Annotated in this window: 23 protein-coding genes, 1 tRNA gene and 1 pseudogene; 21 read left to right on the forward strand and 4 right to left on the reverse strand. The window is 67.9% G+C overall.

Going from position 1 to position 24,362, the window contains the following annotated elements:
• A partial coding sequence (locus ACXJKD_RS17110; RefSeq protein WP_457255888.1) for a phosphoenolpyruvate carboxykinase (GTP) occupies positions 1-1,312 on the reverse strand: 1,312 nt, incomplete at its 3' end.
• Positions 1,313-1,773: 461 nt separating this feature from the next.
• Between ACXJKD_RS17110 and ACXJKD_RS17115 the strand changes: the two genes are divergently transcribed.
• The 4 genes from ACXJKD_RS17115 (at position 1,774) to ACXJKD_RS17130 (ending at position 4,102) form a co-directional block, all read left to right on the forward strand.
• Positions 1,774-1,846, forward strand: a tRNA-Arg gene (locus ACXJKD_RS17115).
• Between the two features lie 248 nt (positions 1,847-2,094).
• On the forward strand, positions 2,095-2,316 hold the full coding sequence (locus ACXJKD_RS17120) for a helix-turn-helix domain-containing protein (protein WP_457255889.1): 222 nt from the start codon (positions 2,095-2,097) through the stop codon (positions 2,314-2,316).
• A gap of 76 nt (positions 2,317-2,392) precedes the next feature.
• A complete protein-coding gene (locus tag ACXJKD_RS17125) occupies positions 2,393-3,616 on the forward strand; it encodes a tyrosine-type recombinase/integrase (protein ID WP_457256406.1) in 1,224 nt (407 codons plus the stop codon).
• Between the two features lie 48 nt (positions 3,617-3,664).
• Positions 3,665-4,102, forward strand: coding sequence for a helix-turn-helix transcriptional regulator (locus ACXJKD_RS17130; RefSeq protein WP_457255891.1), 438 nt, complete (start codon positions 3,665-3,667; stop codon positions 4,100-4,102).
• Here the strand turns inward: ACXJKD_RS17130 and ACXJKD_RS17135 are convergent.
• Positions 4,074-5,063, reverse strand: a complete 990-nt coding sequence (locus tag ACXJKD_RS17135; protein WP_457255893.1) for a GAF domain-containing protein — start codon at positions 5,061-5,063, stop codon at positions 4,074-4,076. The genes ACXJKD_RS17130 and ACXJKD_RS17135 overlap by 29 nt on opposite strands.
• A 55-nt stretch (positions 5,064-5,118) precedes the next feature.
• The gene (locus ACXJKD_RS17140) at positions 5,119-5,898 is read right to left on the reverse strand and encodes an SDR family NAD(P)-dependent oxidoreductase (RefSeq protein ID WP_457255894.1); all 780 of its coding nucleotides are present in this window, start codon (positions 5,896-5,898) and stop codon (positions 5,119-5,121) included.
• A gap of 366 nt (positions 5,899-6,264) precedes the next feature.
• Between ACXJKD_RS17140 and ACXJKD_RS17145 the strand changes: the two genes are divergently transcribed.
• The 16 genes and pseudogenes from ACXJKD_RS17145 (at position 6,265) to ACXJKD_RS17220 (ending at position 21,762) form a co-directional block, all read left to right on the forward strand.
• On the forward strand, positions 6,265-6,840 hold the full coding sequence (locus ACXJKD_RS17145; RefSeq protein WP_457255895.1) for a hypothetical protein: 576 nt from the start codon (positions 6,265-6,267) through the stop codon (positions 6,838-6,840).
• A gap of 302 nt (positions 6,841-7,142) precedes the next feature.
• Positions 7,143-7,760: a hypothetical protein gene (locus tag ACXJKD_RS17150; RefSeq protein WP_457255896.1), complete on the forward strand. Its 618-nt coding sequence runs from the start codon at positions 7,143-7,145 to the stop codon at positions 7,758-7,760.
• Between the two features lie 19 nt (positions 7,761-7,779).
• Entirely contained in the window at positions 7,780-8,499 is a 720-nt protein-coding gene (locus tag ACXJKD_RS17155; protein WP_457255898.1) for an SAF domain-containing protein, read from the forward strand.
• Positions 8,500-8,502: 3 nt separating this feature from the next.
• A complete protein-coding gene (locus tag ACXJKD_RS17160) occupies positions 8,503-9,303 on the forward strand; it encodes a hypothetical protein (protein WP_457255900.1) in 801 nt (266 codons plus the stop codon).
• Positions 9,300-10,892, forward strand: coding sequence for a CpaF family protein (locus ACXJKD_RS17165; protein ID WP_457255901.1), 1,593 nt, complete (start codon positions 9,300-9,302; stop codon positions 10,890-10,892). The genes ACXJKD_RS17160 and ACXJKD_RS17165 overlap by 4 nt, the downstream gene beginning before the upstream one ends.
• Positions 10,889-11,767: a type II secretion system F family protein gene (locus ACXJKD_RS17170; RefSeq protein WP_457255903.1), complete on the forward strand. Its 879-nt coding sequence runs from the start codon at positions 10,889-10,891 to the stop codon at positions 11,765-11,767. Before ACXJKD_RS17165 ends, ACXJKD_RS17170 begins: the two co-directional genes overlap by 4 nt.
• Positions 11,764-12,678, forward strand: coding sequence for a type II secretion system F family protein (locus ACXJKD_RS17175; protein WP_457255905.1), 915 nt, complete (start codon positions 11,764-11,766; stop codon positions 12,676-12,678). The genes ACXJKD_RS17170 and ACXJKD_RS17175 overlap by 4 nt, the downstream gene beginning before the upstream one ends.
• Positions 12,679-12,775: 97 nt before the next feature.
• A complete protein-coding gene (locus ACXJKD_RS17180) occupies positions 12,776-12,976 on the forward strand; it encodes a hypothetical protein (protein ID WP_457255907.1) in 201 nt (66 codons plus the stop codon).
• Positions 12,977-13,003: 27 nt separating this feature from the next.
• Positions 13,004-13,402, forward strand: coding sequence for a TadE family protein (locus ACXJKD_RS17185; RefSeq protein ID WP_457255908.1), 399 nt, complete (start codon positions 13,004-13,006; stop codon positions 13,400-13,402).
• Positions 13,399-13,851 (forward strand): TadE/TadG family type IV pilus assembly protein, encoded by a 453-nt coding sequence (locus tag ACXJKD_RS17190; RefSeq protein WP_457255910.1) that lies wholly within the window; start codon positions 13,399-13,401, stop codon positions 13,849-13,851. The genes ACXJKD_RS17185 and ACXJKD_RS17190 overlap by 4 nt, the downstream gene beginning before the upstream one ends.
• Positions 13,852-13,855: 4 nt before the next feature.
• Positions 13,856-14,362: a pilus assembly protein TadG-related protein gene (locus tag ACXJKD_RS17195; protein ID WP_457255912.1), complete on the forward strand. Its 507-nt coding sequence runs from the start codon at positions 13,856-13,858 to the stop codon at positions 14,360-14,362.
• A complete protein-coding gene (locus ACXJKD_RS17200) occupies positions 14,359-17,655 on the forward strand; it encodes a LysM peptidoglycan-binding domain-containing protein (RefSeq protein ID WP_457255914.1) in 3,297 nt (1,098 codons plus the stop codon). Before ACXJKD_RS17195 ends, ACXJKD_RS17200 begins: the two co-directional genes overlap by 4 nt.
• 573 nt (positions 17,656-18,228) lie before the next feature.
• Positions 18,229-20,082, forward strand: a complete 1,854-nt coding sequence (locus ACXJKD_RS17205) for a ThiF family adenylyltransferase (RefSeq protein WP_457255916.1) — start codon at positions 18,229-18,231, stop codon at positions 20,080-20,082.
• Positions 20,025-20,552, forward strand: coding sequence for a Mov34/MPN/PAD-1 family protein (locus ACXJKD_RS17210; RefSeq protein WP_457255917.1), 528 nt, complete (start codon positions 20,025-20,027; stop codon positions 20,550-20,552). Before ACXJKD_RS17205 ends, ACXJKD_RS17210 begins: the two co-directional genes overlap by 58 nt.
• A gap of 178 nt (positions 20,553-20,730) precedes the next feature.
• Positions 20,731-20,859, forward strand: a pseudogene (locus ACXJKD_RS17215) (DUF2510 domain-containing protein); the annotation flags it as partial.
• A gap of 246 nt (positions 20,860-21,105) precedes the next feature.
• Positions 21,106-21,762 carry a hypothetical protein gene (locus tag ACXJKD_RS17220; RefSeq protein WP_457256428.1) on the forward strand — a complete coding sequence of 219 codons (657 nt, stop codon included), beginning with the start codon at positions 21,106-21,108 and terminating at the stop codon, positions 21,760-21,762.
• Positions 21,763-21,828: 66 nt separating this feature from the next.
• Here the strand turns inward: ACXJKD_RS17220 and ACXJKD_RS17225 are convergent, their stop codons facing one another.
• On the reverse strand, positions 21,829-23,178 hold the full coding sequence (locus tag ACXJKD_RS17225; RefSeq protein ID WP_457255919.1) for an ApeA N-terminal domain 1-containing protein: 1,350 nt from the start codon (positions 23,176-23,178) through the stop codon (positions 21,829-21,831).
• A 333-nt stretch (positions 23,179-23,511) separates the two neighbouring features.
• On the opposite strand from ACXJKD_RS17225, the gene ACXJKD_RS17230 reads away from it, so the two are divergent.
• Positions 23,512-24,360, forward strand: a complete 849-nt coding sequence (locus ACXJKD_RS17230) for a PIN domain-containing protein (RefSeq protein ID WP_457255921.1) — start codon at positions 23,512-23,514, stop codon at positions 24,358-24,360.
• Positions 24,361-24,362 lie beyond the last annotated feature (2 nt).

Consider the following 24,362-nt stretch of genomic DNA (forward strand, 5'->3'; position numbering starts at 1 on the left):
TCCAGTCGCGCGCCTCGGTCACCAACGGCACGGTCGTCTTGCGGCGGCCACCGAAGAAGATCGCCGAGATCGGCACACCCTTGGGGTCGTAGTACTCGTCGGCGAGGATGTCGCACTGCTCGATGGGGGTGCAGTAGCGGCTGTTCGCGTGGCTCGACAGCTCCTCGGAGTCCGGCGTCCAGTCCTGGCCCTTCCAGCTGGTGGCGTGGGCCGGGGTGTTCTCCAGGCCCTCCCACCAGATGTCGTTGTCGTCGGTGAGCGCCACGTTGGTGAAGACGGAGTTGCCCTTGTTGATGGTCTTCATCGCGTTGGGGTTGGTGTGCTCGTTGGTGCCGGGGGCGACGCCGAAGAACCCGAACTCGGGGTTCACGGCATACAGGCGACCGTCCTCGCCGAAGCGCATCCAGGCGATGTCGTCGCCGAGGGTCTCGACCTTCCAGCCCGGGATGGTCGGGGCGAGCATGGCGAGGTTGGTCTTGCCGCAGGCGCTCGGGAACGCGGCGGCGACGTAGTAGACCTGCTGCTCGGGCGAGATCAGCTTGAGGATGAGCATGTGCTCGGCGAGCCAGCCCTCGTCGCGGGCCATCACGGAGGCGATCCGCAGCGAGTAGCACTTCTTGCCCAGCAGGGCGTTGCCGCCGTAGCCCGAGCCGTAGGACCAGATCATCCGCTCCTCGGGGAACTGGACGATGTACTTCTCCGGGTTGCACGGCCACTTCACGTCGGCCTGGCCCGGCTCGAGCGGGGCCCCGACGGAGTGCAGGGCCGGGACGTACTTGGCGTTCTCACCGAGCTCCTCGATGCGGCGCAGCACGTTGACGCCGGTGCGGGCCATCACGCGCATCGAGACCACGACGTACTCGGAGTCGGTGATCTCGACGCCGAACATCGGGTTCTCGGCCTCGACGTGACCCATCACGAACGGGATGACGTACATCGTGCGGCCCTTCATGCAGCCGGCGTAGAGCCCGCGCATGAGGTCCTTCATCTCGTGCGGGTCCATCCAGTTGTTGGTGGGCCCGGCATCCTTCTCGTCCACGGAGCAGATGTAGGTGCGGTCCTCGACCCGGGCGACGTCGGTCGGGTCGGAGGCGGCGTAGAAGCTGTTCGGCTTCTTCTCCTCGTTGAGGCGCACGAAGGTGCCGGCCTCGACGAGCTTGTCGGTCAGTCGGGTCCACTCGGCTGCGGAGCCGGTGACCCACTCGATGTGGTCGGGGGTGGTCATCGCTGCCACCTCGTCGACCCATGCCTGCAGGCCGGCGTGCGTGGTGCCCCCTGCGCGCTGGTCGGTGTGCGTCGCCTCGGTCGTCATGTGATCGGCCGTCCCTTTCGTCCGGGGCGGTGCTCCCCCGGATCATGAGGTGATGCGTCCACGCCGACCCGGGTCATCCGACCGCGTGTCCACATGGTGAACGCTCCTGATCTGGCCAAGGTACGCCCCCCTACGCGCCAGTAGATACCGCGCACGGTCTAGACCGCTCGTGAAAAGCCTCACAACCGGGCAGTAGGAATCGATCGCTTGCAATCTTCTTGCAAGGGTTGCAAGAAGACGGCGGATTCCGTTGCGTTTCTTGCCTTTCGGCTCCGCCGCCCTGGGCCGACCAACCCTGGGCCGGGTCGCCTCGGCGCCGTGCTCGACCCGCCACGGCGAGAGGTATGCCGCGCGGCCGGCTGCGCCGGGCGGCATACCGATTTCGTGGGCGCGGGGTCGAGCCGGTAGTCTTTCCCGTCGTTGCTCTGGGCGATCCCACAAGGAATCTCAGGGCGACATTCGCGCCCGTAGCTCAACGGATAGAGCATCTGACTACGGATCAGAAGGTTAGGGGTTCGAATCCCTTCGGGCGCACTCTGTGTTGAGACAGACGTTTGGGGCCCTGACCTGCGGAGACGCGGTTAGGGCCTTACTCGTCCCTGGCATCGCTCGGGCTGCCTTGGTCGTCCGATGGGCCCAAGAATGGGCTCAACAATGAGACCTCGGCGGCTCCGGTCGCTTCGGGAGACTGGTGGTGTGCACCAGTCCTCGGGGGTCCTAGACGCGGGATCTGTCGTGCCCTCCCGTGACCACCAGACGGCTCCGGTCTGGCGTATTTCGGCATGAACACTGCAACTGCCCAGCGGGCCACCGAAGACACCCAGCCCACACTTCTGTTGACGCTTGGCGAGGTCGCATCGCATCTGCGGTGTACGCGGCGCAGCGTCGAGCGTGAAGTAGCACGCCATCACATCCACGTTGTTCGCATCGGCCGTTCCGTCCGAGTCGAGCGACGCGAGCTGAACCGCTACCTTCAATCCCTGAGGGACCCCGATGAAGGGTAGACGGCGACTCTCCGCCGAAGAGACCACCTCGTCCAAGTACCGGGGAAAGGACGGTCGGTGGCACGCGCGGGTGACCATGGGGACGCGGTTGGATGGCCGTCCTGATCGCAAGCACATCAGTCGAAGCGCCAAGGGCGAACTCGACCGGGCCGTCCGCGCGATGGAACGGTCACGGGACACCGGCCAGTACACATGGACCGAGTCCGACCCCACACTTGGTCAGTGGCTCGAGCACTGGCTCGAGAACGTCCTGCCCTCCACCGTCCGATGGAAGACGCTGTCGACGTACCGAAGTCAGATGGGAGTGCACATCGTTCCTGCGTTGGGTTCCGTTCGACTCAGCTCGTTGCGACCGGAAACCCTGGAACAGCACTATCGGCGAATGCTGGACGCCGACCATTCGGCCAGCCTCGTCCACGCCGTCCATCGTGTGCTCCGATCCGGGCTGAATGAAGCGGTACGGCGGCAGCGTCTTTCGTCGAACCCAGCCATGATCGCTCGACCACCCCGCATTCCCAGGCGCGAGGTCCAACCGCTCACCAGGGACGAGTGCGTGGCGATCCTTGACGTCGCTCGCACTCGCAGAAACGCTGCACGCTGGTCAGTCGCGCTGTCTCTTGGTCTACGACAGGGCGAGGCCCTCGGGATCCAGTGGCGTGACATCGACTGGGACAAGGGCACCTTGCGCATCCAGCGAGCGGTGCAGCGTCAAACCTGGGAGCACGGGTGCCGCCTGGCAGCTGGCGGTTCCCAGCCCTCGTGTGGCCGGAAACGGGGGGCTGACTGTCCAAGTCGGCGAAACGGTGGCATCCGCTTGGTAGAGACGAAGACCAACGCCTCCAGGCGCTCCATTTCCCTTCCCCCACCCCTGATCGAAGAACTGCGGCTTCACCGTCGTCTCCAAGTAGAGGAAAGCCTTCGCGTCGGCTCAGCGTGGGAGCGGGACCTCGATTTGGTGTTCCCGGACGAAACTGGTCGTCCTATGGACCCGGCCAGAGACTGGCGCGAGTGGAAGGCAATTCTGGGGGTCGCGGAGGTTCGCGATGCGCGACTGCACGACGCCCGCCATACGGCAGCGACCTTGCTCCTGGTGCAGGGCGTGGACCTTCGAACTGTCATGGCCATCATGGGATGGACGGAGATGGCGACTGCTCAGCGCTACGCGCACGCGGTCGACGAACTGCGGATCGAGGCGGCGCGCAGAATGGGGGCGGCCTTATGGGCCCAAACGCCGAGCGACGCCCTCGAGCCAGGTCGCGACGCGTTCGGACAGCGGGACGTCCGGACCTCGGAACGCTAGAACGCCGTCTGCGCCACTCGGGACCACCCGGCAATAGGGTGTGCATCGATGCCCGCAGACCCTCTTGTCGATCCCACGGCTTTGCGTGCCGCCCGTGAGAGGGCTGGACTTACTCAGCATGAGCTCGCGCGGTTGATCGGCGTGGCTGGCGGGGAGCGGGTCTCGCGTTGGGAGAGAGGCGCCTCGGAGCCGCGTCCGGAGGTCCTGCAACGGATCGCGGGCGTCCTGAAGGTGCGGACAGTGAATCTGCTTGCGGCGCCTGACGGGGCTGCAGACCTGAGGCGGTTGCGGGTTGTCGCCGGCCTCAGCGCGCGCCAAGTGGCTGAGCGTTCCCATGTGTCACTTCCGACCTATGCGCGGTGGGAATCGGGCCAGACGATGGCTTTGCCCCCGGCGTCGTCGTTGGACGCGCTGGCCGAGATCTTGGGCGTTAGGCCTGCTGAGGTGGCGGCCGCGCTCATGGCTGCTCGGCGCGTCGCAGAGTGAACAGGCCGGCGGTCGTGTGCTGGTCGAGGAGCACGATGTTCGCGACTATCCCTACCGTCATCCAGCCGCCGCCTTCTGCGGCGAACCGTAGTTGCCCGGTAGTGCGACCGGTGCGCATTGAGTCCGAGAGCATCTGAGCTGCCTGCTGGTCCTCGGGGTGGATCCACCTGGAGTCCGGGTGGGCCGGGTCGAGGGTCCAATGAAGGTCCGGAAGTGGGTCGTCGAGCCAGCGCAGGATGCGAAGGGTCTTCAGGTTGAACAGGGCGCGGTGCTCGCCTGGTTGGGCGATGCTTTCGAGTACACGGTGTTCGAGGACGACAGGGGGAGGGGCGGCCGGGGTCGTTTCCGCCGGGCCAATGTCATGGGTTATGCCGCGCAACACCACCTCGCTCTCGCCTTCGCGGCTTTCTGCCACTGCCCGGCAGGACAGGTGACCCGCTCGCATCTCCCCGTCATCGCGTCGGATTGCCCATACGGCCTGGTGCTCATCGCCGGGACGAGATCGGATGAGCAGGGCCAGCGCAGCGGCGCCATCGGTGTTCGGTACTAGGCGGGTGAATGCCTCCGCCGTAGCCCTCTCGGTCTGACGCTGCTCCGGCTGGACGCCGTATAGATCGAGCAGGTCGTCGCTGCCGCCGATCGTGTCGGTGGTGAGGTTGAAATGCCACGCACCTGCCAGGTCGCGTGGGGGCGGCTCTTCGTCCACTCGACCAACCCACGCCCAGACCCCGTGAACGTCACCCCGGTAGGAAATCAATGGGTCCGCTACCACGCGACGCCGCTCATCTCTGGCATGGAACACTTCCGGCGAGCCCGTTGTGATCACCTTGGCCACTGCTGCCTCTACGGCCTGCAGCGATCGGCCGCGGCCAAGAATCGTGCGAAGCGGCACCATGCGTTTTGGCGTCGCACCCACGCCGATGACGCTCGGCGGCTGGTCCCCGCCGAACGTTTCGATCAACAGCCAACGATCCGACATCGGAGGCCCTCCAGCCGCGGTGCGTTCCGGCAAGAGTCTAGGCGGGCCCGGTCCCAAGCCGCCGAGTCAGAGCTTGGTATCGGGCGCCGGTGAGCCGAGCCAAGGCGTCGGCGGCTCGCGCGTCGGCGCCGACCATGATGCGGCGCCGGCCCTTGGCCGAGCCGCGCAGTATCGCCGCCGAGGTCGCCTCGGGCGAGGTTCGCGCGATCAGGTCGTCGAACCGTTGCTGGATCCCCGCCCGATCCGCCGTCGAGGCGTAGAGGCCATTGCGCATGATGTCGGTGCGGACGCCACCGGGGTAGGCGCAGCTGACTCTGACGTGCCGGGGCACCTCCTGTTGCAGGGCTTCGGTGAAGCCCCTGACGGCGAACTTGGCGGCGTTGTAGGCGCTGTAGCCACTCACCCCCACTAGCCCGAAGGCGCTCGAGACGTTGACGATTCGCGCGCCGGGATTGCTGGCCAGTGCCGGCAGGAAGGCGTGGCAGCAGGCAATGGTTCCGAGCAGGTCGACCTCGACAACACGCCGGACGTCGTCCAGATCCGAGTCGATGAGCCGTCCGGCGTGGATCAGCCCAGCCAAGTTGAACAGTGCGTCCGGAGCGCCCAGCGTGTCGAGGACCTCCCGGGCCATTCTGGGCACGGCGCGCGTGTCGGCGACGTCGAGCTCCCACTGGGTGACAACGGCGCCTCGTGACTCGCACTGTGCCGCGGTGGCGGACAGGGAGGCTGGATCGTTGTCCACCAGCGCGAGAGCGCAGTCCGAGTCGGCGAGCTGGATAGCCAGGGCGCGGCCGATGCCTCCGCCGGCGCCGGTCACTACGGCGAGCTGGGGATGCCATCGCTTCAGTGCACTGGATACCGGCCGAAACATGGCATATCCTTTCCGCTACTGCGCCCGGGATGTTCTGCTCTCGGGATGGGCCTGCGCTCGGAGTCCATCGGCCTGGTCCCCTGCAACATAGCCGTGATCCGCGCCGCCTTCTCGTCGGCCGGACAGACGCCAGGGGACAGCACCTTGATTGCGCACATGGTCCGCTATCCAGATCCACGCCGCTGGGGCGGCGGTGTGTTTCGGGATGCGCTCGATGATACAAATGCACTAGTCTTACTGTATCGAGCGGGACACCACTGTCCACCACGGGGCCGCTACGGGCCTTAGTCCGATGACGTCGAGGAGAGACTGATGACGAACCGAAGCCGAGCGCGCGCAATCGGCCTGGCTGCGGCCACGGCCGCAGTGGTTCTGACCTCGGCCTGCAACGACCCCAAGCCGCCGGCAAGGACCTCGACCACTAGCACCACCGCCACGCCCACGTCGACGAGCAGTGTTACGTCGTCCCCGACGTCGCTCACTCCGGCTGAGAAGGACCTCAAGTCGGCGGAGGAGACAATCGGGCGCTATTGGGGAGTCCTCGACGAGCTGGCCGTCGATCCGAAGAAGAGCTTGAACGAAGTCACCACCGTGGCACGCGACCAGGCGGCGAACCAGTCGCGGATCGAACTGGGGACGCTACAGGCCAAGGGCTGGAGGCAGGTCGGCCAGGCAGTGGTGCGGTCATCGACCGCCACCACGAAGGACGGCAAGACCTTCTCGGTTTCGGCGTGCATCGACGTCAGCAAGGTCAACGTCGTTGACAAGGCGGGCAAGTCCGTCGTGCGACCGGGTCGCGCAGATCGTCAGCAGTACTCATACACCGTTGTGAAGGCGCCGCAGGGGTTCTTCGTCACCGTCGACACGCTCAAGGGGAAACCATGCTGAGAAGGTCGGTGGTCGTCCTGGCAGCCGTCGGAGTCTTGCTCGGGGGAGCCTTGCCGGCACTGGCGGCGGCCCCGCCGATCAGCTGCCCCCCAGGAACCGAACCATCGCCGAGGACGGGGGAGTGCATCATCGTCGTTACCGCCCCCGATGGCGGGGGCGGTGGAGGTGGGGGCCCCAGTCGTGACGCCGACCCCGTCTCCCTGCCAACGTGCGCGTGGACCTTGACCTCGCCGACGAAGGAGGTGCCCTGCTCCTCGTCGGATGGATGGTGGGTTCAGTCGCAGCAGTGCTACGCCAAGGTGTTGCAGCCGCAGCCACCGTTCAGCGACCCGGCCTGGGGTGGGCGCACGACCGGTCAGGTCTACGCCTGCACGAGGCCGGTGGGTACGGGTCCGGTTTCCGGGATCGCCTTCTGGCTCTGGCTGGCCACGCCACCGAACGGTGCGCCGCCGGACCCGCAGGTGCTGGCACGGCAGGCGGTCGCGCGGATGAACCTCCGCGCCATCAACATCGGCATCGTGCCGGAGCCGGGACCGGGGAGCGTCGGGATCATCGGCATGCCGACGTGGATGTGGGCCCAGAACCCCGGGGCGACGACGTGGGGGCCGCAGACGCAGTCCGCGTCGGCAGGTGGCTTCACGGTCACGGCCACCGCGAAGGCGGAGCGCACGGTCTGGACGATGGGCGACGGCGCCACGGTCACGTGCACCGGACCGGGCACACCGTATGACGACTCCTACGGCAAGCAGTCGTCCCCGACCTGCGGGCACACATACACCCGGCAAGGCACCTACACGGTGCGAGCCACCACCTACTGGGTCGTCACCTGGGCGGGCATCGGCCTGCGCGGCACGATCCCGTTGGACTTCACCGACACGACCACCATCACGATGGGCGAAGCCCAGGTGCTGAGCAGCTGAGCAGCTCGAGGGGGAACCGATGACGATGACCACCGAGACGGCCGACTCCGCCGCTGTGAGCGAGGGACGAGGCACGCGACCGGTCCGCCGGCGTCGATCCAAGGGCGGCGCCGACGGCGGTCAGGCGTCAGTGACGCCGGCGCCGAAGCTGCGTCGTCGACCGCTGTTAGTCGCCGCGTCGGTTGCGGCCGTCATCCTCGGCGCGCTGCTGGGGGCATGGACGTGGTCGTCGACGAGCAACACCCACGCGGTGGTGGCGCTGCGCCAAACCGTTACCCGCGGGGAGACGATCACCCATGGCGACCTGATGACGGTCCAGGTGGGGTTGGATCCCGCCTTGGAGAGCATTCCGGGCGAACGCCTGGGGAGCCTGGTGGGTCAACGCGCGGCGATGGACATGGCTGCCGGCAGCCTGGTCACGGCTGCAGAGGTGACCCCGGCGGTCCGGCCTGGGAAGGGCAGGTCGGTGGTGGGGGTCGCGTTGCCGCCCTCGCTGATGCCGGGGGAGACGTTGCTGGCCGGCGATCAGGTGAGGGTCGTGGCGACTCCGGGGCAGCAAGGCGAGGTGGGTCAGGAGCCGCCTGAGGCCATCTCCGCGACCGTGGTGGGGCTATACCCAAACGGTGAGAACGGGCAGACCGTGGTCTCCGTCGAGGTGCCGCAGGAGCAGGCCGCCGAGCTGGCGGCTCGGGCGGCGACCGGCAAGGTGGCGCTGGTCCTGGACAGCCGGGAGCGCTGAGCCATGGCCCTGATCGTGCTGTTCTCCGCCTCCGGGTCGCCAGGGGTCACAGCCTCGGCCCTGGGGCTGGCCCTGACCTGGGCGCGGCCGGTGCTGTTGGTCGAAGGCGACCCAACAGGCGGGTCGGCGGTTTTCGCCGGCTACCTGCGTGCCGAGTCGGCGCCGACGAACTCGCTGATCGATCTGGCGCTGGCGCAGCGCCACGGGCAGCTGAGCGAGGCGATCGCCGAGTCCACGCTGCGGATGCCAGGACCGCCCAACGCGGCGGTCACCCTGCTGCCCGGCACCCGCGCGCACGGGCAAGCGCGCAGCCTGATGCCGCTGTGGGAGAGCTTGGCGGCGGAGCTGAAGGCACTGGAGGCCACGGGCCAGGACGTCATCGTCGACGCGGGTCGGCTCGGCCTGGCCGGGAGCCCGGAACCACTGATCTACGCGGCGGATCTGGCCCTGCTGGTGACGAGGACCGACCTGGTGTCCCTGTCGGCGGCGCGGTCGTGGGCCGAGACCCTGCGAACCGGGTTCGAAGGCGTCGGCGGGACGTCGTCGTTGGGGTTGCTGCTAGTGGGGGAGGGGGAGCCCTACTCCGCCCGCGACGTTCAGAAGGTCCTGCAGATCCCGGTGATCGCCTCGCTGGCCTGGGACGTCGCGGCCGCCGACGTCTTCGCCAAGGGCGCCAAGGCGCCGCGCCGGTTCGACTCCTCCCGTCTCGTCCGCAGCCTCATCGCGGCGCGGACCTCGATCCAGTCAGCGGTGACCACCAACCGCGGCCAGCTCGCCACGCAGATCATCGGGGGGACGGCATGACCGACAACACCACGGTGAATCTCGAGCCGGGCAGTCACCCCGCGGACCCGGCATCCCTTCCGTTGTTCGCCACGCCACCGCCGGACCGCCCGGCCGCAGGCCCGGGCAGGGTGCGGGGATCGTTCTCGATGTCACCACCTGCCGACCCGGCACCGACCGTGCCGCGACCGCGATACCCGACCGAGCCCTACGGCGGCGGCGACCAGGACATGCCCCGCACCGACGTGCCCCGGATCCATCGGCACGGCGCCGACATCGACTGGGACCTGGTCACCGCCCTGCGGGGACAGGCCTCGGACCGTCTCAGTGCCGCCCTCGGGGACGATCGGGGCCGGCTGGGCTCGGCCGCGCAGCGTGAGCGCGGCCGAGCGATCATCCTCGACCTGCTCAACAACGAGCGCGACGAGCGGGTCAGCGCCGGCCAGGATGCCTGGAACGCCGCCGAACAGGACGCCTTGGCCAAGGCCGTCGACGACTCCCTGTTCGGGCTCGGGCGACTGCAACCGCTGGTGGACGACCACCGGGTCGAGAACATCCTGATCTTCGGCTGCGACTGCGTGTTCCTCGAGCTCACCGACGGCCGCCTGATCCCCGGGCCACCCGTGGCCGACTCGGATCAGGAGCTGATCGACTTCCTGGTCTTCCTGGCGTCCCGGTCGGAGGTCAACCCGCGGCCGTTCTCGGAGGGGCAGCCGCGCCTGCATCTGCGTCTGGACGGCGGTGCACGGCTGGCCGCGGCGGCATGGGTCACGCCGCGCCCGTCGGTGGTCATCCGGCGGCACCGGCTGCGCAGGGTCACCCTGGCCGACCTGGTCGACCGTGGGACGCTCACGGAGCTGGCGGCGTCGTTCTTGTCCGCGGCCGTGAAGGCCCGCCGCAGCGTCGTCGTGTCCGGCGCCCAGGGAGCAGGCAAGACCACCCTCGTCCGTGCTCTGTGCGCGGAGATCCCCCAGCACGAGATCATCGGCACCTTTGAGACCGAGTACGAGCTTCACCTGCACGAGCTCAAGGACCAGCACCCATATGTCTTCGCGTGGGAGGCGCGCCCCGGCTCGGGCGAGCGGGCCGCCGACGGCAGCCAGGCCGGCGAGTTCACCCTGAGCCAAGCCCTGTTCGATTCATTCCGGTTCGACCTCTCCCGCCAGATCGTGGGTGAGGTGCGAGGACCGGAGGTCCTGGCCATGCTCAAGGCCATGGAGTCCGGCGCCGGTTCGATCTCCACCACCCACGCCAAGAACGCGGAAGGCGCGATCGGCAAGCTGGTGACCTGCGCCATGGAGGCCGGGCCGCACATCACCCACGACTACGCGGTGCGGGCGATCGCGGCCAGCATCGACATCATCGTGCACGTCCACCTGGAGACCACCCCGCTGGCCGACGGCACCGCGCAACGCTCTCGCTGGGTCACCGAGATCCTCACCCTGACCCCCGGAGAGCGCGAGAAGGGGTACGCCGTCCAGCGGGTCTTCCTCGCACCGCCCGGCAGCCGGCAGGCCGAGCCTGCGGTCCTGCCCGATGAGTACCGGGAGCTCGCCGGGTGGGGATTCGCCCTCGAGGAGTTCTACGGGCGCAGCGAGGCCGCCTCATGACCCCGCTGGTACCGGCCGTGGCCGGGGCGCTGATCGTCGCCGGCTTGCTGGGCGTCGTCGTTGGGTTGCGGCCCCGCCCCGCTCCGCCCCCGGCGCCGAACCGCAGTGCCATAGGCAAAGGAGCCGCCCTGTTTCGGCTCGCGGGGCTGGACCGGCGCACCCGGCTGCTGCTGGCCGCAGGCGCCGCGGTGGGCGTGGTGGTCGCGCTCCTGACCGGCTGGATCATCGCGATCCCGCTCGTCCCTGCGGCGGCCGCAGGCGTGCCCGTCCTGCTGTCCGTCCCACCCTCGGCCAATAAGATCGACCGGCTGGAGGCGATGGAGGAGTGGACCCGTTCCCTGGCGGGCATCCTCACCGCCGGCGTCGGCCTCGAGCAGGCACTGGTCTCCACCCTGCGCTCAACCCCTGAGGCGATCCGGCCAGAGGTCACCCGCCTGGCGTCCCGGCTCCGCGCTCGGTGGGCCACCGAAGACGCCCTGCGCGCCTTCGCCGACGAGCTCGACGACGCGACCGGTGACCTGATCGCCGGCAACCTCATCCTCGCGGCCCGGCGCCGAGGGGCCGGGGTGGCCAGCGTCCTGGAAGCCCTGGCCGAGTCCACCGCAGCCGACGTCGCCGCCCGGCGAGAGATCGAGTCGGACCGGGCCAAGCCGCGGTCGACCGCGCGTTGGGTCACCCTGATCACGATCTCGGTCCTCGGTGTCTTGGCGTTGACCGGTGACTACGTCCGCCCCTACGGGACCCCAATCGGGCAGCTGCTGCTGGTGCTGCTGCTCGGCCTGTACGTCGCGACCTTGCTGTGGATGCGCACGATGTCGACCGGGAAGCCGCTGCCCCGGTTCATCGGGTCCGCCGCCAGGCAGGCAGCCCGATGATGGCCACCGGTCTGCAGCTGGCGCTGACCGCAGGCGCCCTGATCGGTCTCGGGGTGGCGCTGCTGGTCTGGCGCCTGGCCCCCGCCGACCCCGATCTGGGCGACGCGCTCGGGCGGTTGTCACCCGAGCACGCCAAGCGGCGCACGGTCGAGGCGGCGCACCCGGCCAGCGACACCCGCGAACGGTTGGGCGTCTGGGGGATGAAGACCCTGCCGGCGGGTGCCTGGGGTGCCATTCCGGTCCAGGAGCTGGCGATCCTGCGGACCCCGGTCAGCCGCTACTACGGCGAGAAGATCATGTTCGCCCTGCTCGGCCTGGCCATCCCGCCACTGCTGACCACCTTCTTCACCCTCCTCGGGGCCCGGTTGCCCATCGTCATCCCCGCCGTCGCGACGGTCGGTCTGGCCACCGTCATGCTCTTCCTGCCCAACTACAACGTCCGCGACGACGCCAAGAAGGCACGGGCCGAGTTCAGCCGCGCCCTCGGCGCATACATCGACTTCGTGGCGCTCGAGCGCAACTCCGGCGCGGGGCCCCGCCAGGCCATGGAGGTGGCCGCCGGTGTGGGCGACTCCTGGGTGTTCCGCCGCCTCGGCGAGGAGCTCGCCCGCACCCTGTGGTCCGGGCTGACCCCATGGGACGCCCTGCACGCCCTGGCCCTCGAGCTGGGGCTGCCCGAGCTCGACGACCTCGCCGACATCATGCGCCTGTCCGGGGAGGAGGGCGCCCAGATCTACCGCAGCCTGCGCGCCCGCTCCGCAGGGATGCGCAGCGCGATGCTCGCCACCGAGAAGGCCAGGGCCAACGAGGTCGGCGAAAAGATGTCCATCCCGATGAGCCTGCTGGGGGTGATCTTCTTGGCCATCCTCGTCGCACCGGCCCTGCTGCGCGTGATCGCAGGAAGCACCTGACCACCTCACCAGCCGCGCGTACCCACTGCTACACGAGCCAACCTCCGGGGCGCCGGGCCCCGACCAAACCACCGGACCGAACCAGGGGGAGGACCCTATGTACTACCTCGCCGCAACACTGCACACCCTCGGCGTCGCGATGCGCGACACCGCGATCCGCAGGGCGACCAAGGACCCCGAGCGTGGCTCGGTGACGATCGAGAACGTGATCTGGGCGGTGGCCGTCATCGCCATCGTCGGGATCGTCGTCCTGGCGATCACGAACTATGTGCGCACCAAGGCCGCAGAGATCAAGTAGCCAACCGTGCGCCGGCCACTGAGGTTCGTGTTCCTTGACCGCTGTTCGCCGGTCGAGCAACACGACCGTGGATCGACCTCGATCCAGATGGTGCTGCTGATGCCGGCGCTGTTCGCGGTGATGTTCCTCGGCATGCAAGGTGCCCTCATCTACCACGCACGGAACGTCGCACTGGCCGCCGCGCAAGAGGGCGTCCGGACCGCGGCTGCGGTGGGCGGGTCCGGCGCGGTCGGCGCCCACGACGCCTACGCCTTCGTCACCGCCGCGGGCGGTGACGACGTGCTCAAGGCGCCCCGGGTCGCCAGCTCCCGCGGCACCACCAACGCCACCGTGACTGTCACCGGCCGCTCGCTCAGCGTGATCCCCGGGTGGACACCCACGGTCACCCAGAGCGCCAGCGCCCCCGTCGAGAGGATCACCCAGTGAGCCACCCACGGCGCCAGCGACACCTCTGGGCCACTGGGCGCGAGGCAGGATCGGCCGTCATCGAGGCCACCATCGGGGTGCCTGCCTTCATGCTCTTCGTCGGGCTCATCGTCTTCGCCGGCCGGGTCGCCGTCGCCAACCAGGCTGTGGGCTCCGCGGCCACCGAAGCCGCCCGCTCCGCCTCGATCTCGCGGACCCAGGCCCAAGCCGCGGACACCGCCAAGGCCGCAGCTACACAGGCCCTGAGCAACCAGAAGCTCAACTGCCTGCAGATGACCATCAGCGTCGACACCAGCGGCTTCGCTTCGCCGGTCGGCACCCCCGCCAGCGTGCGGGCCACCGTCACCTGCGTGGTCAACCTCTCCGACCTGGCCGTGCCCGGAGTCCCAGGCACACGAACCGTGTCAGCGAGCATGTCCTCGCCGCTGGACACCTACCGAGAGCGGTGAGGCCATGCACCACACGGACCCCCAGCTCGTCAGCTCGACCCGCCGTCCCACAGCCCGGCTGCGCGGCACGCTCGGCCGCGGACGCAGGGTCGCCGTCGCGACCGAGCGCGGTTCCATCACCCTCTGGATCGTGACCACCGGCTTCGTCATGATCGTCCTGGTCGGGATGGCCGTGGACCTGGGTGGCCAGGTGTACGCCCAACAGCACGCCCGAGACGTCGCCCGCCAGGCAGCCCGGGTCGGCGGCCAGCAACTCCAGGCCGCACCGGCCATCCGCGGTGAAGCCGCCATCGCGGACACCTCTCGAGCAGTCCGGGCCGCCCGCACCTACCTCGCCGCCGGCGACGTCGCCGGCACCGCCCGCATCACCGGCGGCGACACCATCGAGGTCACCACCAGCGCGGTCTACACCACCAAGTTCCTGTCCATCATCGGGATCAGCCACCTCACCGTGACCGGCCACGGCCAGGCAACCATCACCCGAACACTGCAAGGGGTGCAGCAGCGATGACACTACGAACCCGGCTCACCGCACTGATCGCAGCCCTGACCATCGTGGCCATCGTGATCGCCCTGCCGATCACCCTCCTGGCCGTCGGCGCCAACCCGCTACCCGACACCTGGCCCACCCTCGACCAGGTCCGGACCGCGCTGACCAGCCCCGACGACGGAACACTGGCCCTGGGTGCGCTCACGGTTCTCGGGTGGGCGGCCTGGCTGTTCCTGGCCGGGTCTATCGTGCTGGAGATCCTGGCCAGGGCACGCGGCGTCCGCGCGCCGCGGCTGCCGGGCCTGCACATCCCACAGGCGGCTGCCCAGGGCCTGGTCGGCGCGGCGATCCTGCTGTTCGTGGCCGCCCCCCTGACCGGCACACCCGCTCAGGCCGCCCCAATGACGACCCAGACCCTCACCACCGCGGCCGCCCGCGCAGCCACCCCCGTCACCGGCGCCCATCACGGCATCCACACCCCCGAGCCCGCGGGCAGCACAGCCCGTCACACCCAGGCGCAGACCACACCAGCGCGCCCCGCTCCGGCGACCGTGGAACACGTCGTCCAGCGCGGCGAAACGCTCTGGTCCCTCGCGGAGCAGTACCTGGGGGCGGGAAACCGCTACACCGAACTGGCGGACCTGAACCGCGACGTCCTCGGACCCAACCCGGGATTCCTCACCGTCGGGCAGATACTCCAGGTACCCGCCGCGACGCCGACCACCAGCGCCCACTCACACAAACACATGGCGGAACACGTGGTTACCGTCCACCGCGGCGACACCCTGTCGCAGATCGCCGAGCAGGAGCTCGGCGACGGCGACAAGTACCCCGAGATCTTCAAGGCATCCAAGGACACCGTGCAGCCCGACGGTCGCCACCTGAGCCACCCCGACCTGATTGTGCCCGGCTGGAAGCTGTCCATCCCGGCCATAAGGGCAGCCGCCCCTACGACGCCCGACACGCACAGCGAGCCGATCGGCACCGAGCACCCCGAACCCAGCCCCTCCGAGCCGGCCGGCACAGCCCAGCCCACCCCGCAGACTGCTGCCTCACAGCCGGCACCGGGGGCGCCGGCCACACCACCGGCGGACGCGCCGTCAGCCCGGCAACCAAGTCCCACCACCGCGGCCACCAGCGGTGCCGCCCACCACGACTCCCGCGACGACTCTGATCCCCAGCTTGCGCCGTGGATGCTGGCCGGTCTGACCGGTGGGGGAGCGATGCTGGCCGGGGCCATGCTGCTGGCACTGCGCGGCCGCCGCAAAGCCCAGTTCCGGGCCCGGCGCCCGGGGCGCACCATCGCCTCCCCAGAGCCAATGCTCGCACCCGTGGAGAAGACACTCACCGCGGCCGGCGCCCCCGCCAGCGTCGACGTGCAGGTCATGGACGAGGCCCTGCGGCGCCTGGCCGCGGCGACCGCGGCCTCGCCCGCGCCCATGCCGGAGCTGGCGGCCGTGGAGCTGGCCCAGCGTGCACTGACCCTGCACCTGTCGACGCCGTCCACACTGAAACCGCCGTGGGTCGGGAGCACCGACCAGCTGCATTGGACGCTGCCCGCTGGGGCCGACCTGCGCGACGTCGGTCCGCTCACCCCCGACCAGCCGGCACCATACCCGTTGCTGGTCACCATCGGTGCCGGCGACGACGGCAGCGTGTGGCTGCTCAACATCGAGGACCTTGACCTGAGCATCACCGGGGACGCCACGTTCGGGCGCGACTTCGCCCGGTATCTGGTTGCCGAGATCGCCTGCAACCCCTGGTCGCACGGGGTTCGCGTCGACCTGGTCGGCGTCGCACACGAGGTCGCGGCCATGAACACCGACCGCATCCACGTCCACGCCGGCGGTGAAGCAGATCCGGCGGCGCAGGCCCTGGCCGACGCGAGCACCATGATCGACCGCAGCGCCGAAGCCGACGCCGACATCGCCACCGCCCGGGCACGCCAAGCCGGCGCCGACGCCTGGCCGGCGCGGCTCCTGCTGGTCGACGCAGCCGTGCAGCACCCGATGCCGTCAGCCCTGCAGCAGCTGCTCGAAACCGTCTACCGGCACGCCGGTCAGACCGGTACCTCCGTGGTCGTGTGCGGCGAGCGGGAGTGCGCCCCGGGGCTGGTCCTGCGCGTCACCGGCAACGGCCGGGTCAGCCTGCCTCATGCCGGCCTCGAGCTGGTGGCAGTTGGCTTGACCAGCGATGAAGCTCAAGGCTGTGCGGCCCTTCTGGCGCAGAGCGAGGACCTCGTCGACGCGCCGGTGCCCGTCGACCAGCACGCCCGCGACGGGTGGCGGGTCTGGTCGGACGAGGCCGGCGCATTGCGTGAGGAACACACCACAGCCCGACATGCTCCGGCCGACCACGACGGGGCGGTCTCGCTCCTGGAGCACGACGACGAGGACTACCTGCGCCAGGGCGCCACCACGCCGGACGACCTCGAGGCCCTCGCGCCCCAGGTACCGCAGCGGGTGCGCGACGCGGTGGCCGACGCTGACCCCACCCTGGATGACGACCTGGCCATGTGGTGGTCTCAGGACTGCCCACTGCCCCGGCTGACGCTGCTCGGACCGGTCGCCGCCCGGACCCGCGGCACCCCGGTCACCAAGCGCAAGCCGTACTACACCGAGATGCTCGCGTACCTGGCCACCCGGGCTCACGGCGCGACCCCGGAAGAGCTGGCCGACGCCTTCAGCATCACCTCGGCCAAGGCCCGGGACTACGTCCGCATCGTCCGCGACTGGCTCGGCATCAACCCGCGAACTGGCCAGGCCCACCTGCCCGACGCACGAAAGGCACCAGCGGCGATCGCCAGAGGTGTGGGCGTGTACCAGGTTCTCGACCTGCTCGTCGACGCGGACCTGTTCCGCAGGCTCCGCGTTCGGGGAGAGTCGCGCGGACCGGACGGCGTCGAGGACCTCCGTAAGGCGCTTCGACTCGTTCAGGGCCGGCCTTTCGATCGGCTCCGCGACGGCGGATGGTCCTTCCTGTCCGAGGGCGACCGCCTCGACCAGCACATGATCTGCGCCATCGTCGACGTGGCGCACCTCGTCACCACCTACAGCCTCCAGGCCGGAGATACCCGCCAAGCCCGGCTGGCCGCAGAGACGGCGGCCCTCGCAGCCCCGGACGAGGAGATCCCCAGACTGGACCTCGCCGCAGTCGCCGACGCCGAAGGTCACCCCGGCGAGGCAGATCGGATCCTGCGCGACGAGGTATGCAATCGCACCGACGACGAGGGCGCCCCGCCCGAACTCTCAGACCGAACCAAACGGGTCATCGCCACACGCGAATGGCACGAGCGAACCCGAAAGGCCGGCTGACTCTGGCGAGAGTGTCAGCAGCCCCAAAGCCCGTCCCGCAGTGGCAAACGGGTCGCGTGCGGACCTGTGTCGAACCGCCCACTATGGGCGCGGCGCCCGCCACCATCGACGGTGCCTGGAGGCGAACCAGGAATGCTGTGGGGGCGATACCCGAACGTGCCCTTCGAGAGCCAAACGTGAACAATTCGCGTCAGCACGCGACGGGTCGGCGGCTCGGCCTGGCGCGACTCCTGCGCACTGTCCACGTAACGATCTACAGCTGCGTCCGGCTCAGTGAATGGCCCGCCAAGTGCGGGCATCTCGTCATCCATGCAGGTGAGAGCGCCTGGGCCCGCCCGCGCTGTCAGTGCCAACCCCCATGATTGAAGCATTCACGGAGACGAGCCTCGGCTCCCCCAACAGTTAGGAAGGACGCCGCATGGCTAACCCCGACCACCCGGAGCACCCGGAGCACCCGGAGCACCCGGAGCACCCGGAGCACCCGGAGCACCCGGAGCACCCGGAGCACCCGGAGCACCCGAACCCGCCGGGACCGCCCGGACCTCCGGTGCCGCCTCCAGGTCGACCCGTCGGATGACCGACGCTTCACTGGAGCCGTCCCTGCCCCCTCCCTGGTGGGAGCGGTGGCCGGGGCGGCTCGAAGCAGAACTCGCGAGGTTCGAGCATCACGGACTTCCCGTCACGTTGATTGAGGACCCAAACGCCGGGGACGGCCGGCTGGTGGTGGAGACCTTTGTCGACCTGCCGGTGCGTGGGCGCACGCGGCTCCTAGTTCTCTACCCCGATGGATTCCCTCAGCGGCGATTCTCTATTGCTGCGCCGGACGTGCGCCTTTCCCGCCATCAAGCCTTTGGAGGGGATCTCTGCGTAATTCCGCGCGGGGCGGAGCACTGGCACCCCAAGTTCATGGGCGCCGACTTCGTGATCCATCGTGTCCCGCGACTCGTGGCGCTGGTGGATGCTGGTGGTGACGCGCTGCGGGCTGAGGAGGACCCGCAAGGTGAGCCGCTGACCACCTACTACAACTCCCCACTGTTGGGCGGGGTCATCGTTGAGGACCGCTGCTTGGTGCCCGACTTCGCTTCAGGCGTTGAGGGATGGATGCGAATCCACTTCACGCCGGGAGCTGGCTGGCTGAGCTGGCCCGAGGATCCGCCAGACGACTGGCGGCCAGGAATAGGTCAAGGACTCTTGATCTCGGTCAAAGACAGCTCCGGACAGGAACTCCTCGAAGGCGCGAGTCCTGACGCTCTCCTGGCTCGCTTCCCCGACGTCGCTGAGGGACGTTGGGTCTTTGTCTCCGAGCCGCCATATGCCGAGTCGCCTACCGACCTCTGGAACGCGGCCTGTGGCGCGAGCACGTCGGTGCGGCATTGGGCCCAGACAACTAACGGTCGCCAGATCATTGGCCTGTGCACTCGAGAAGAGGTTCGCCACGGCGAATACCAAACCGCATGGGTCTTCGTCACCCGTGAGGTGACAGTCGTTCAGGACCGTCGGGCACAGAAGAAGGGCAACCCGCAGAACCGGGGCCCTCGGCGGATCGAGGGTGAGCTCGTGTTCCTACGCGCGCTTCGCTGGGGAGACGAGGACCTAGGTGTTCGGATACCCGAACTTGCACCCCTGAGGGAACGCACGGTCACCGTATTCGGGCTTGGGAGTCTCGGAGCGCCCTTCGTGCAGGAAATGGCAAAGTCCCGCATCGGGTCCCTACGCATGGCCGACCATGACCACATCGACGCGGGCACGTCTGTTCGCTACCCGCTCGGGCTGGAGCAGGCGGGCATCGGAAAATGGTTTGCCCTCGCCCGGTGGGTGCAACTGCACAATCCGGAGGTTCGGGTCGACACCATCCCTATGCAGGTGGGCAGCGTGACGATGCAGACCCCTGAAGTCTCGGAGCGGTCGGCACTGCATCGGCTCATGAGCGGCGCCGATTTATTGGTCAGCGCCACGGCTGAGGACGACGTCAACCGCCAACTCGACGAGGTGGGCCTGGCCTACGGGGTTCCCCGTCTGTTCATGTGGAGCCAGTCCGGCTACGGCGGCGTCGTCGCGCTGCTCGAAGGAGGACGGACTGGCTGCTTCCACTGCCTGTCGCTCTTAGTCAGCGAGAAGGCACAGAGTGGAACTCCAGCGGTTGAGGTGCCGATGCCTGTCGACGGAGTTACGGTGGGCACCATCCAAGGTCGAGGTTGTGCCGACAAGACGTTCACAGCAACGCATGCCGATCTGTTGCCCATCGCGATCCAGGCGGCACGTGTTGCTTACGGACGGCTGTGTGGACCGGCGGGCGGGTACCCAGCCATGCAGGGGGACGTGTTTACGGTCCAGATTCGCCGTCCGGACGGTCAGCCGATACCGCCCTCATGGAGCACCTTCGACCTTCCCCCGCGCCCAGATTGCCCGCTGTGCAATCCTTCCTAAGCGGAACCCGCGCGTCCCTACACATCCCCGCGCTCGTCCTGTCACATGTCCAATACGCCGCTTGGCGAACATGGCCCTATGAGACCGGTGGCGTCCTCTTGGGACACGCCAACGAAGGTGGGGCCACGGTGACCGTTGCAGTCGGCCCCGGTCCTGACGCCCAACACTCTCGGTACGGATTCACACCCGATGCCGACTGGCAAGCGACCCAGGTGGCCGAAGCGTGGAATGTCGACGGGAAGATCGAATATTTGGGCGATTGGCACACGCATCCAGGTGGTACTACGCGGTTCAGCGATCTGGACCGGAGGGCCGCTGTGACGATCAGCGAGGCCCCTGCTGCAAGGCAACCGCGTCCCGTGATGCTGGTCCTCGCCCTAAAGCGGAATGGTCATACGAATCTGGCCGCCGCATATCTGGTGGGCGGCAGCCTGCGGACAGCGAATGTATTCGTCGAAGGGCGCACTTAGATTTTGCAAATCTAAGTGCGCCCCCGCCCGCGCCAGAGGCGAGCGAGCGACCTCAACAAGACAGACCACGGCGGCTCGGTCTTATCGGGGCCGCAATTGCCGTGATTCCACATAGGCGTGACAGCGTCCAGGGCTAGTCTGGGCCGTTCGGTCACAGCCGCTGCGGGGAGTGCACGTCATGGGTTTGTTCAGCAGGTCGAAAGACTCCGCCGTCCCTTCGCCGGCCGCTTGGCATCCGGCGCCTGACCGCCCGGGCTTCCTGCGTTGGTGGGACGGGCAGGCATGGACCGACAACTACCACCCCCTCCAGCAAGCGGGGCAGGTCGCGCGAGCTCAACCGGAGGCGGCTTCCTTCACCCGACGGGCAGATCCCGCTCAGACCAAACCGGCTCGCGGGGTGGCCTATCGAACGGCCAGCCCAACGGGCCGGTCGGTTGAGCCTTGGGCCAAGGCGAACTCATGGCAGAACGTGGCCGGGGAGTCGCACTACGACAACGCGTTCCGTGCCCTCCTCAGGCGCAACCGGCCACCACGCGGTGACTACGGGGCCGAGATGAATGGCCTCCCCGCGGCGATCGTCGCTGACCCCGGCAACCCGCACGACCCATGTGCGGTTGCCGTCTGGGTCCAGGGGGAGCACGTCGGCTTCCTGCCGCGGGACGCGGCGGCGGCCTACCACCCGGCCCTGGCCGATCTGGCGGAGCGGGGCGAGTACCTGCGGGTCGACGCCAGAGTTTGGGCGTACGACGAGGATGGCGATGTCCGAGGCAGCGTAACGGTGATCCTGCCGCCGTCCGATGGCGTCCAGTCATTCAACGAGCCGCCTGAGGAGGCCTATCAGACGTTGCCGCATGGCGGTGCGATGCAGGTGACCTGCGAAGAGCAGCACATGGAGGTGCTCGGACCTTTCGTCTCCGATCGGGACCGCCATGTCGCCGTCACCTTGCATGCCATTGACGTGCAGAAGACGCCTCGATCGACGGCATACCGCGCGGTGGAGGTGCGGCTCGGAGGAAAGCGGGTGGGGGAACTGACCAAGGGTATGTCGGAGAAAATCCTCGACATGGTCGACTTCATCGCCAGCAAGGGTCGCTTGCCGCTGTGCCGGGCGGTTCTCAAGGGTTCACCACTACGTGCCGAGCTCACGTTGCAGGTCGCCAAGGCCCACGAGGTGACCAGACGGTGGCTCGATGCCATAGAGGAGGTGTAGCGGTCGGGTGAAAGTCCCTGTCCCGATCCCGCTGGCGAGCCTCAAGATTGACCCCTCCGGGGCCGTTCAGGCCTCGAGGGAGAAGCCGCGCTCTGCGTAGCTGCGAGTGAGTGACCACCAGTCCATGTGCCGCTCATAGTTCCGGATCACCTCGTCACTGACCCCGATCAGCTTCATTAGGTGAAGTCGAACGATCAGGATGAATGTGTGGGCGACCAGCAGAGACTCCTGCGGGTCAGCCAAGTCCCTGTCGGCGTGCTTCACGGCCCGATAGGCACTGTTGGCCTTGGTCACCCAGGTGTCTAGATCGCCGACCATGGTCGTCAAGTCGATTGGAAGGCTGGTCGCTACCGTGCGAATGCGCTCTGGGAATGTCACCTCGCGGGCCGTGCGCCGAGAGATTCCCGACTTGACAGCGGTCAGGAACGCGAGGGCCTCGATAGAGACTCCCGCCTGCAAGAGGGCCACTTCAATGGCCGAGCTGCCGGCGAAGAGCAGTCGGAGCAGCGGTCGCGTAACGCGCTTCCACTCCGGGTCGAGATTGAGCCAGGCCGCCACCGCTGTGGGCTCGATTGCCTTCAGGTGGAAGGGGCAGGCAATGGGAAACATATCCACGCTAGATCTAGAATCCGGCGGGTGTGCGCGCAGGGTTGTCGTCGTGTAGATCCTTCGCCACACCGGACCTGCAGGATCCCCGCTCATAACTCGCTCGGGATTGTCCGTGCGCTGGACCATGTGCTCGGAGAAGTCGAGGGTTGCCCAGCCGGCCAATGCGATTAGGTCCCTGGCGTGGCGGTGCACCGCCAAGTGCTCCTCGATCGGGAGGGTCGCGGGGCTGTCGGTTTGAAAGTAGGTGCCTTCAGACAGCGTTGTCTGATGGCGATGTGGATAGTCGTTTCGCCAATCGGGTACCAAGCTGGCCCGAAGGCGGCCGACTTGACCGAGCTCCAGAGGAGGAGGCGTGGACGTCCGGATGACGGCTTCGGCTAGCGTGCCGTCAGCGTTCGGCTCAAAATTCACGTCACTCAGGCGCCAACCCGTGAAGTCATGCAATCCAGCAACGCGGGATCTAAGTGCGTGAAAGGTGGCGAAATCCTCGTCTGGGCTCTTCGCCTCGATGGCAAAGTCAGCCGCCAGAATCCCGGTCGCGACGCCGCCCTTGATGTGCCCCCGGTACCCAGCATTGCGGCAGTTGACCAAGTGGAGGGTTCCGCCGGTGTCAACGAACTTTAGATAGGAAGGGCATCCATCCTTGGTCGTGAACCAATGGGAGTACTCACTCCCGTAGCCCGGCGATAAGGGCAGTCGCAGTCGGATCCCTGTGCTGGTTGCGAAATCTATCGAAGCCGGAATGTGTGGCGTCGATTCGTCTTCGTCGAATAGAAAGCCCACACGCGGGAAGCCCTCATCATCCATGCGTGAACCTGCCCCTCATTCCGCGAGAATAGCGAGTCCTCCTCGGCGTAGGCCGTCGCCGAATCGCAACGGCTCCACAAGGCTGTGACCAGTTGGCGCGCCGAGGCAGAACTCAGCGTTCGGCGCGCCCCTGCCGTCATGGAGGAACCCTCGTCACTGCGGTCCCGGCGGCGCATCTTCCGCTGCCTCGTCCGTTCGGTGTGAAGACCTGTCGCTCCATCCCCCCTACCTAAGCGGGCACCCCGCGATCCATGGGTCAGGGCCGAGTTGGCCGCCGCCGGTCACTCGGTGTGTCCATGCCCGCACGCCGCTGCAGCCTGTGATCGTGGTGGCATGAAGCCTCACGTGATCTGGCCGATAAGTGGCACCGGGAAAGACCTCGCGGATGCGCTCGCCTGGGCGGCAACAGATGGCACGAACCGACTGTCAGGTACTGCTGGCGACATCGTCAACGGTTATCTGACGTGGGTGTCGAATCAGGTCAGGATGCTGCAAACGCGGCTAACAGCCGCCGACCTCGACCGGCTGCTCACGTCGCCCCGATATTGGGCGACGCTTGCCAACCCACTCGCTGTCCCCCCGACCGTCTCCGCAGTGATGGACGAGGTCCAGTACCGCGCTCGACTGATGGACGAGGCCGTCGTCGAGCTGACTCAAGCGACTGAGGCGTGGCGACCCGTAGATGGCGCATATACCAACCTGGTCGCAATGGACACCAACTTCTGGGTGGAGCAAGTGAACTCGTTCGATAACACCGACTGGCATGAGGTCGTAAACAGTGCCGACGGCCCAAGTGCTCCTGCGATGCAGGACGAGCTCCGCCTTGTCGTTCCCATGGTCGTCATCGATGAGCTCGACTCGCTTACCCACAAAAGCAATCTCCGCCCCAAGGTCACTGGCGCAACACGGTGGCTGTACAAGCATCTTGGCAACGCACCCGCCCGACCCGCGACGCTCACCGCAGCAACCGACACGCGAGGTGTTGTCACCGCCCAACTTGTTTTTGAGCCGCACGCTCACACCCGGCTACCGAACAACGACGACGAGATAGTTGAGACTGCTGTGCGACTCCGTGACTTTCTCGGCCACCCGAAGGAGCAGGTCTTCTTTGTGACCTACGACGCTGGTGCGGCCTTTCGAGCAGGACAGGCAGGGCTGATGCCTCGGCTGCTGACCAAATAGCC

Source organism: Pedococcus sp. P5_B7 (assembly GCF_054049895.1).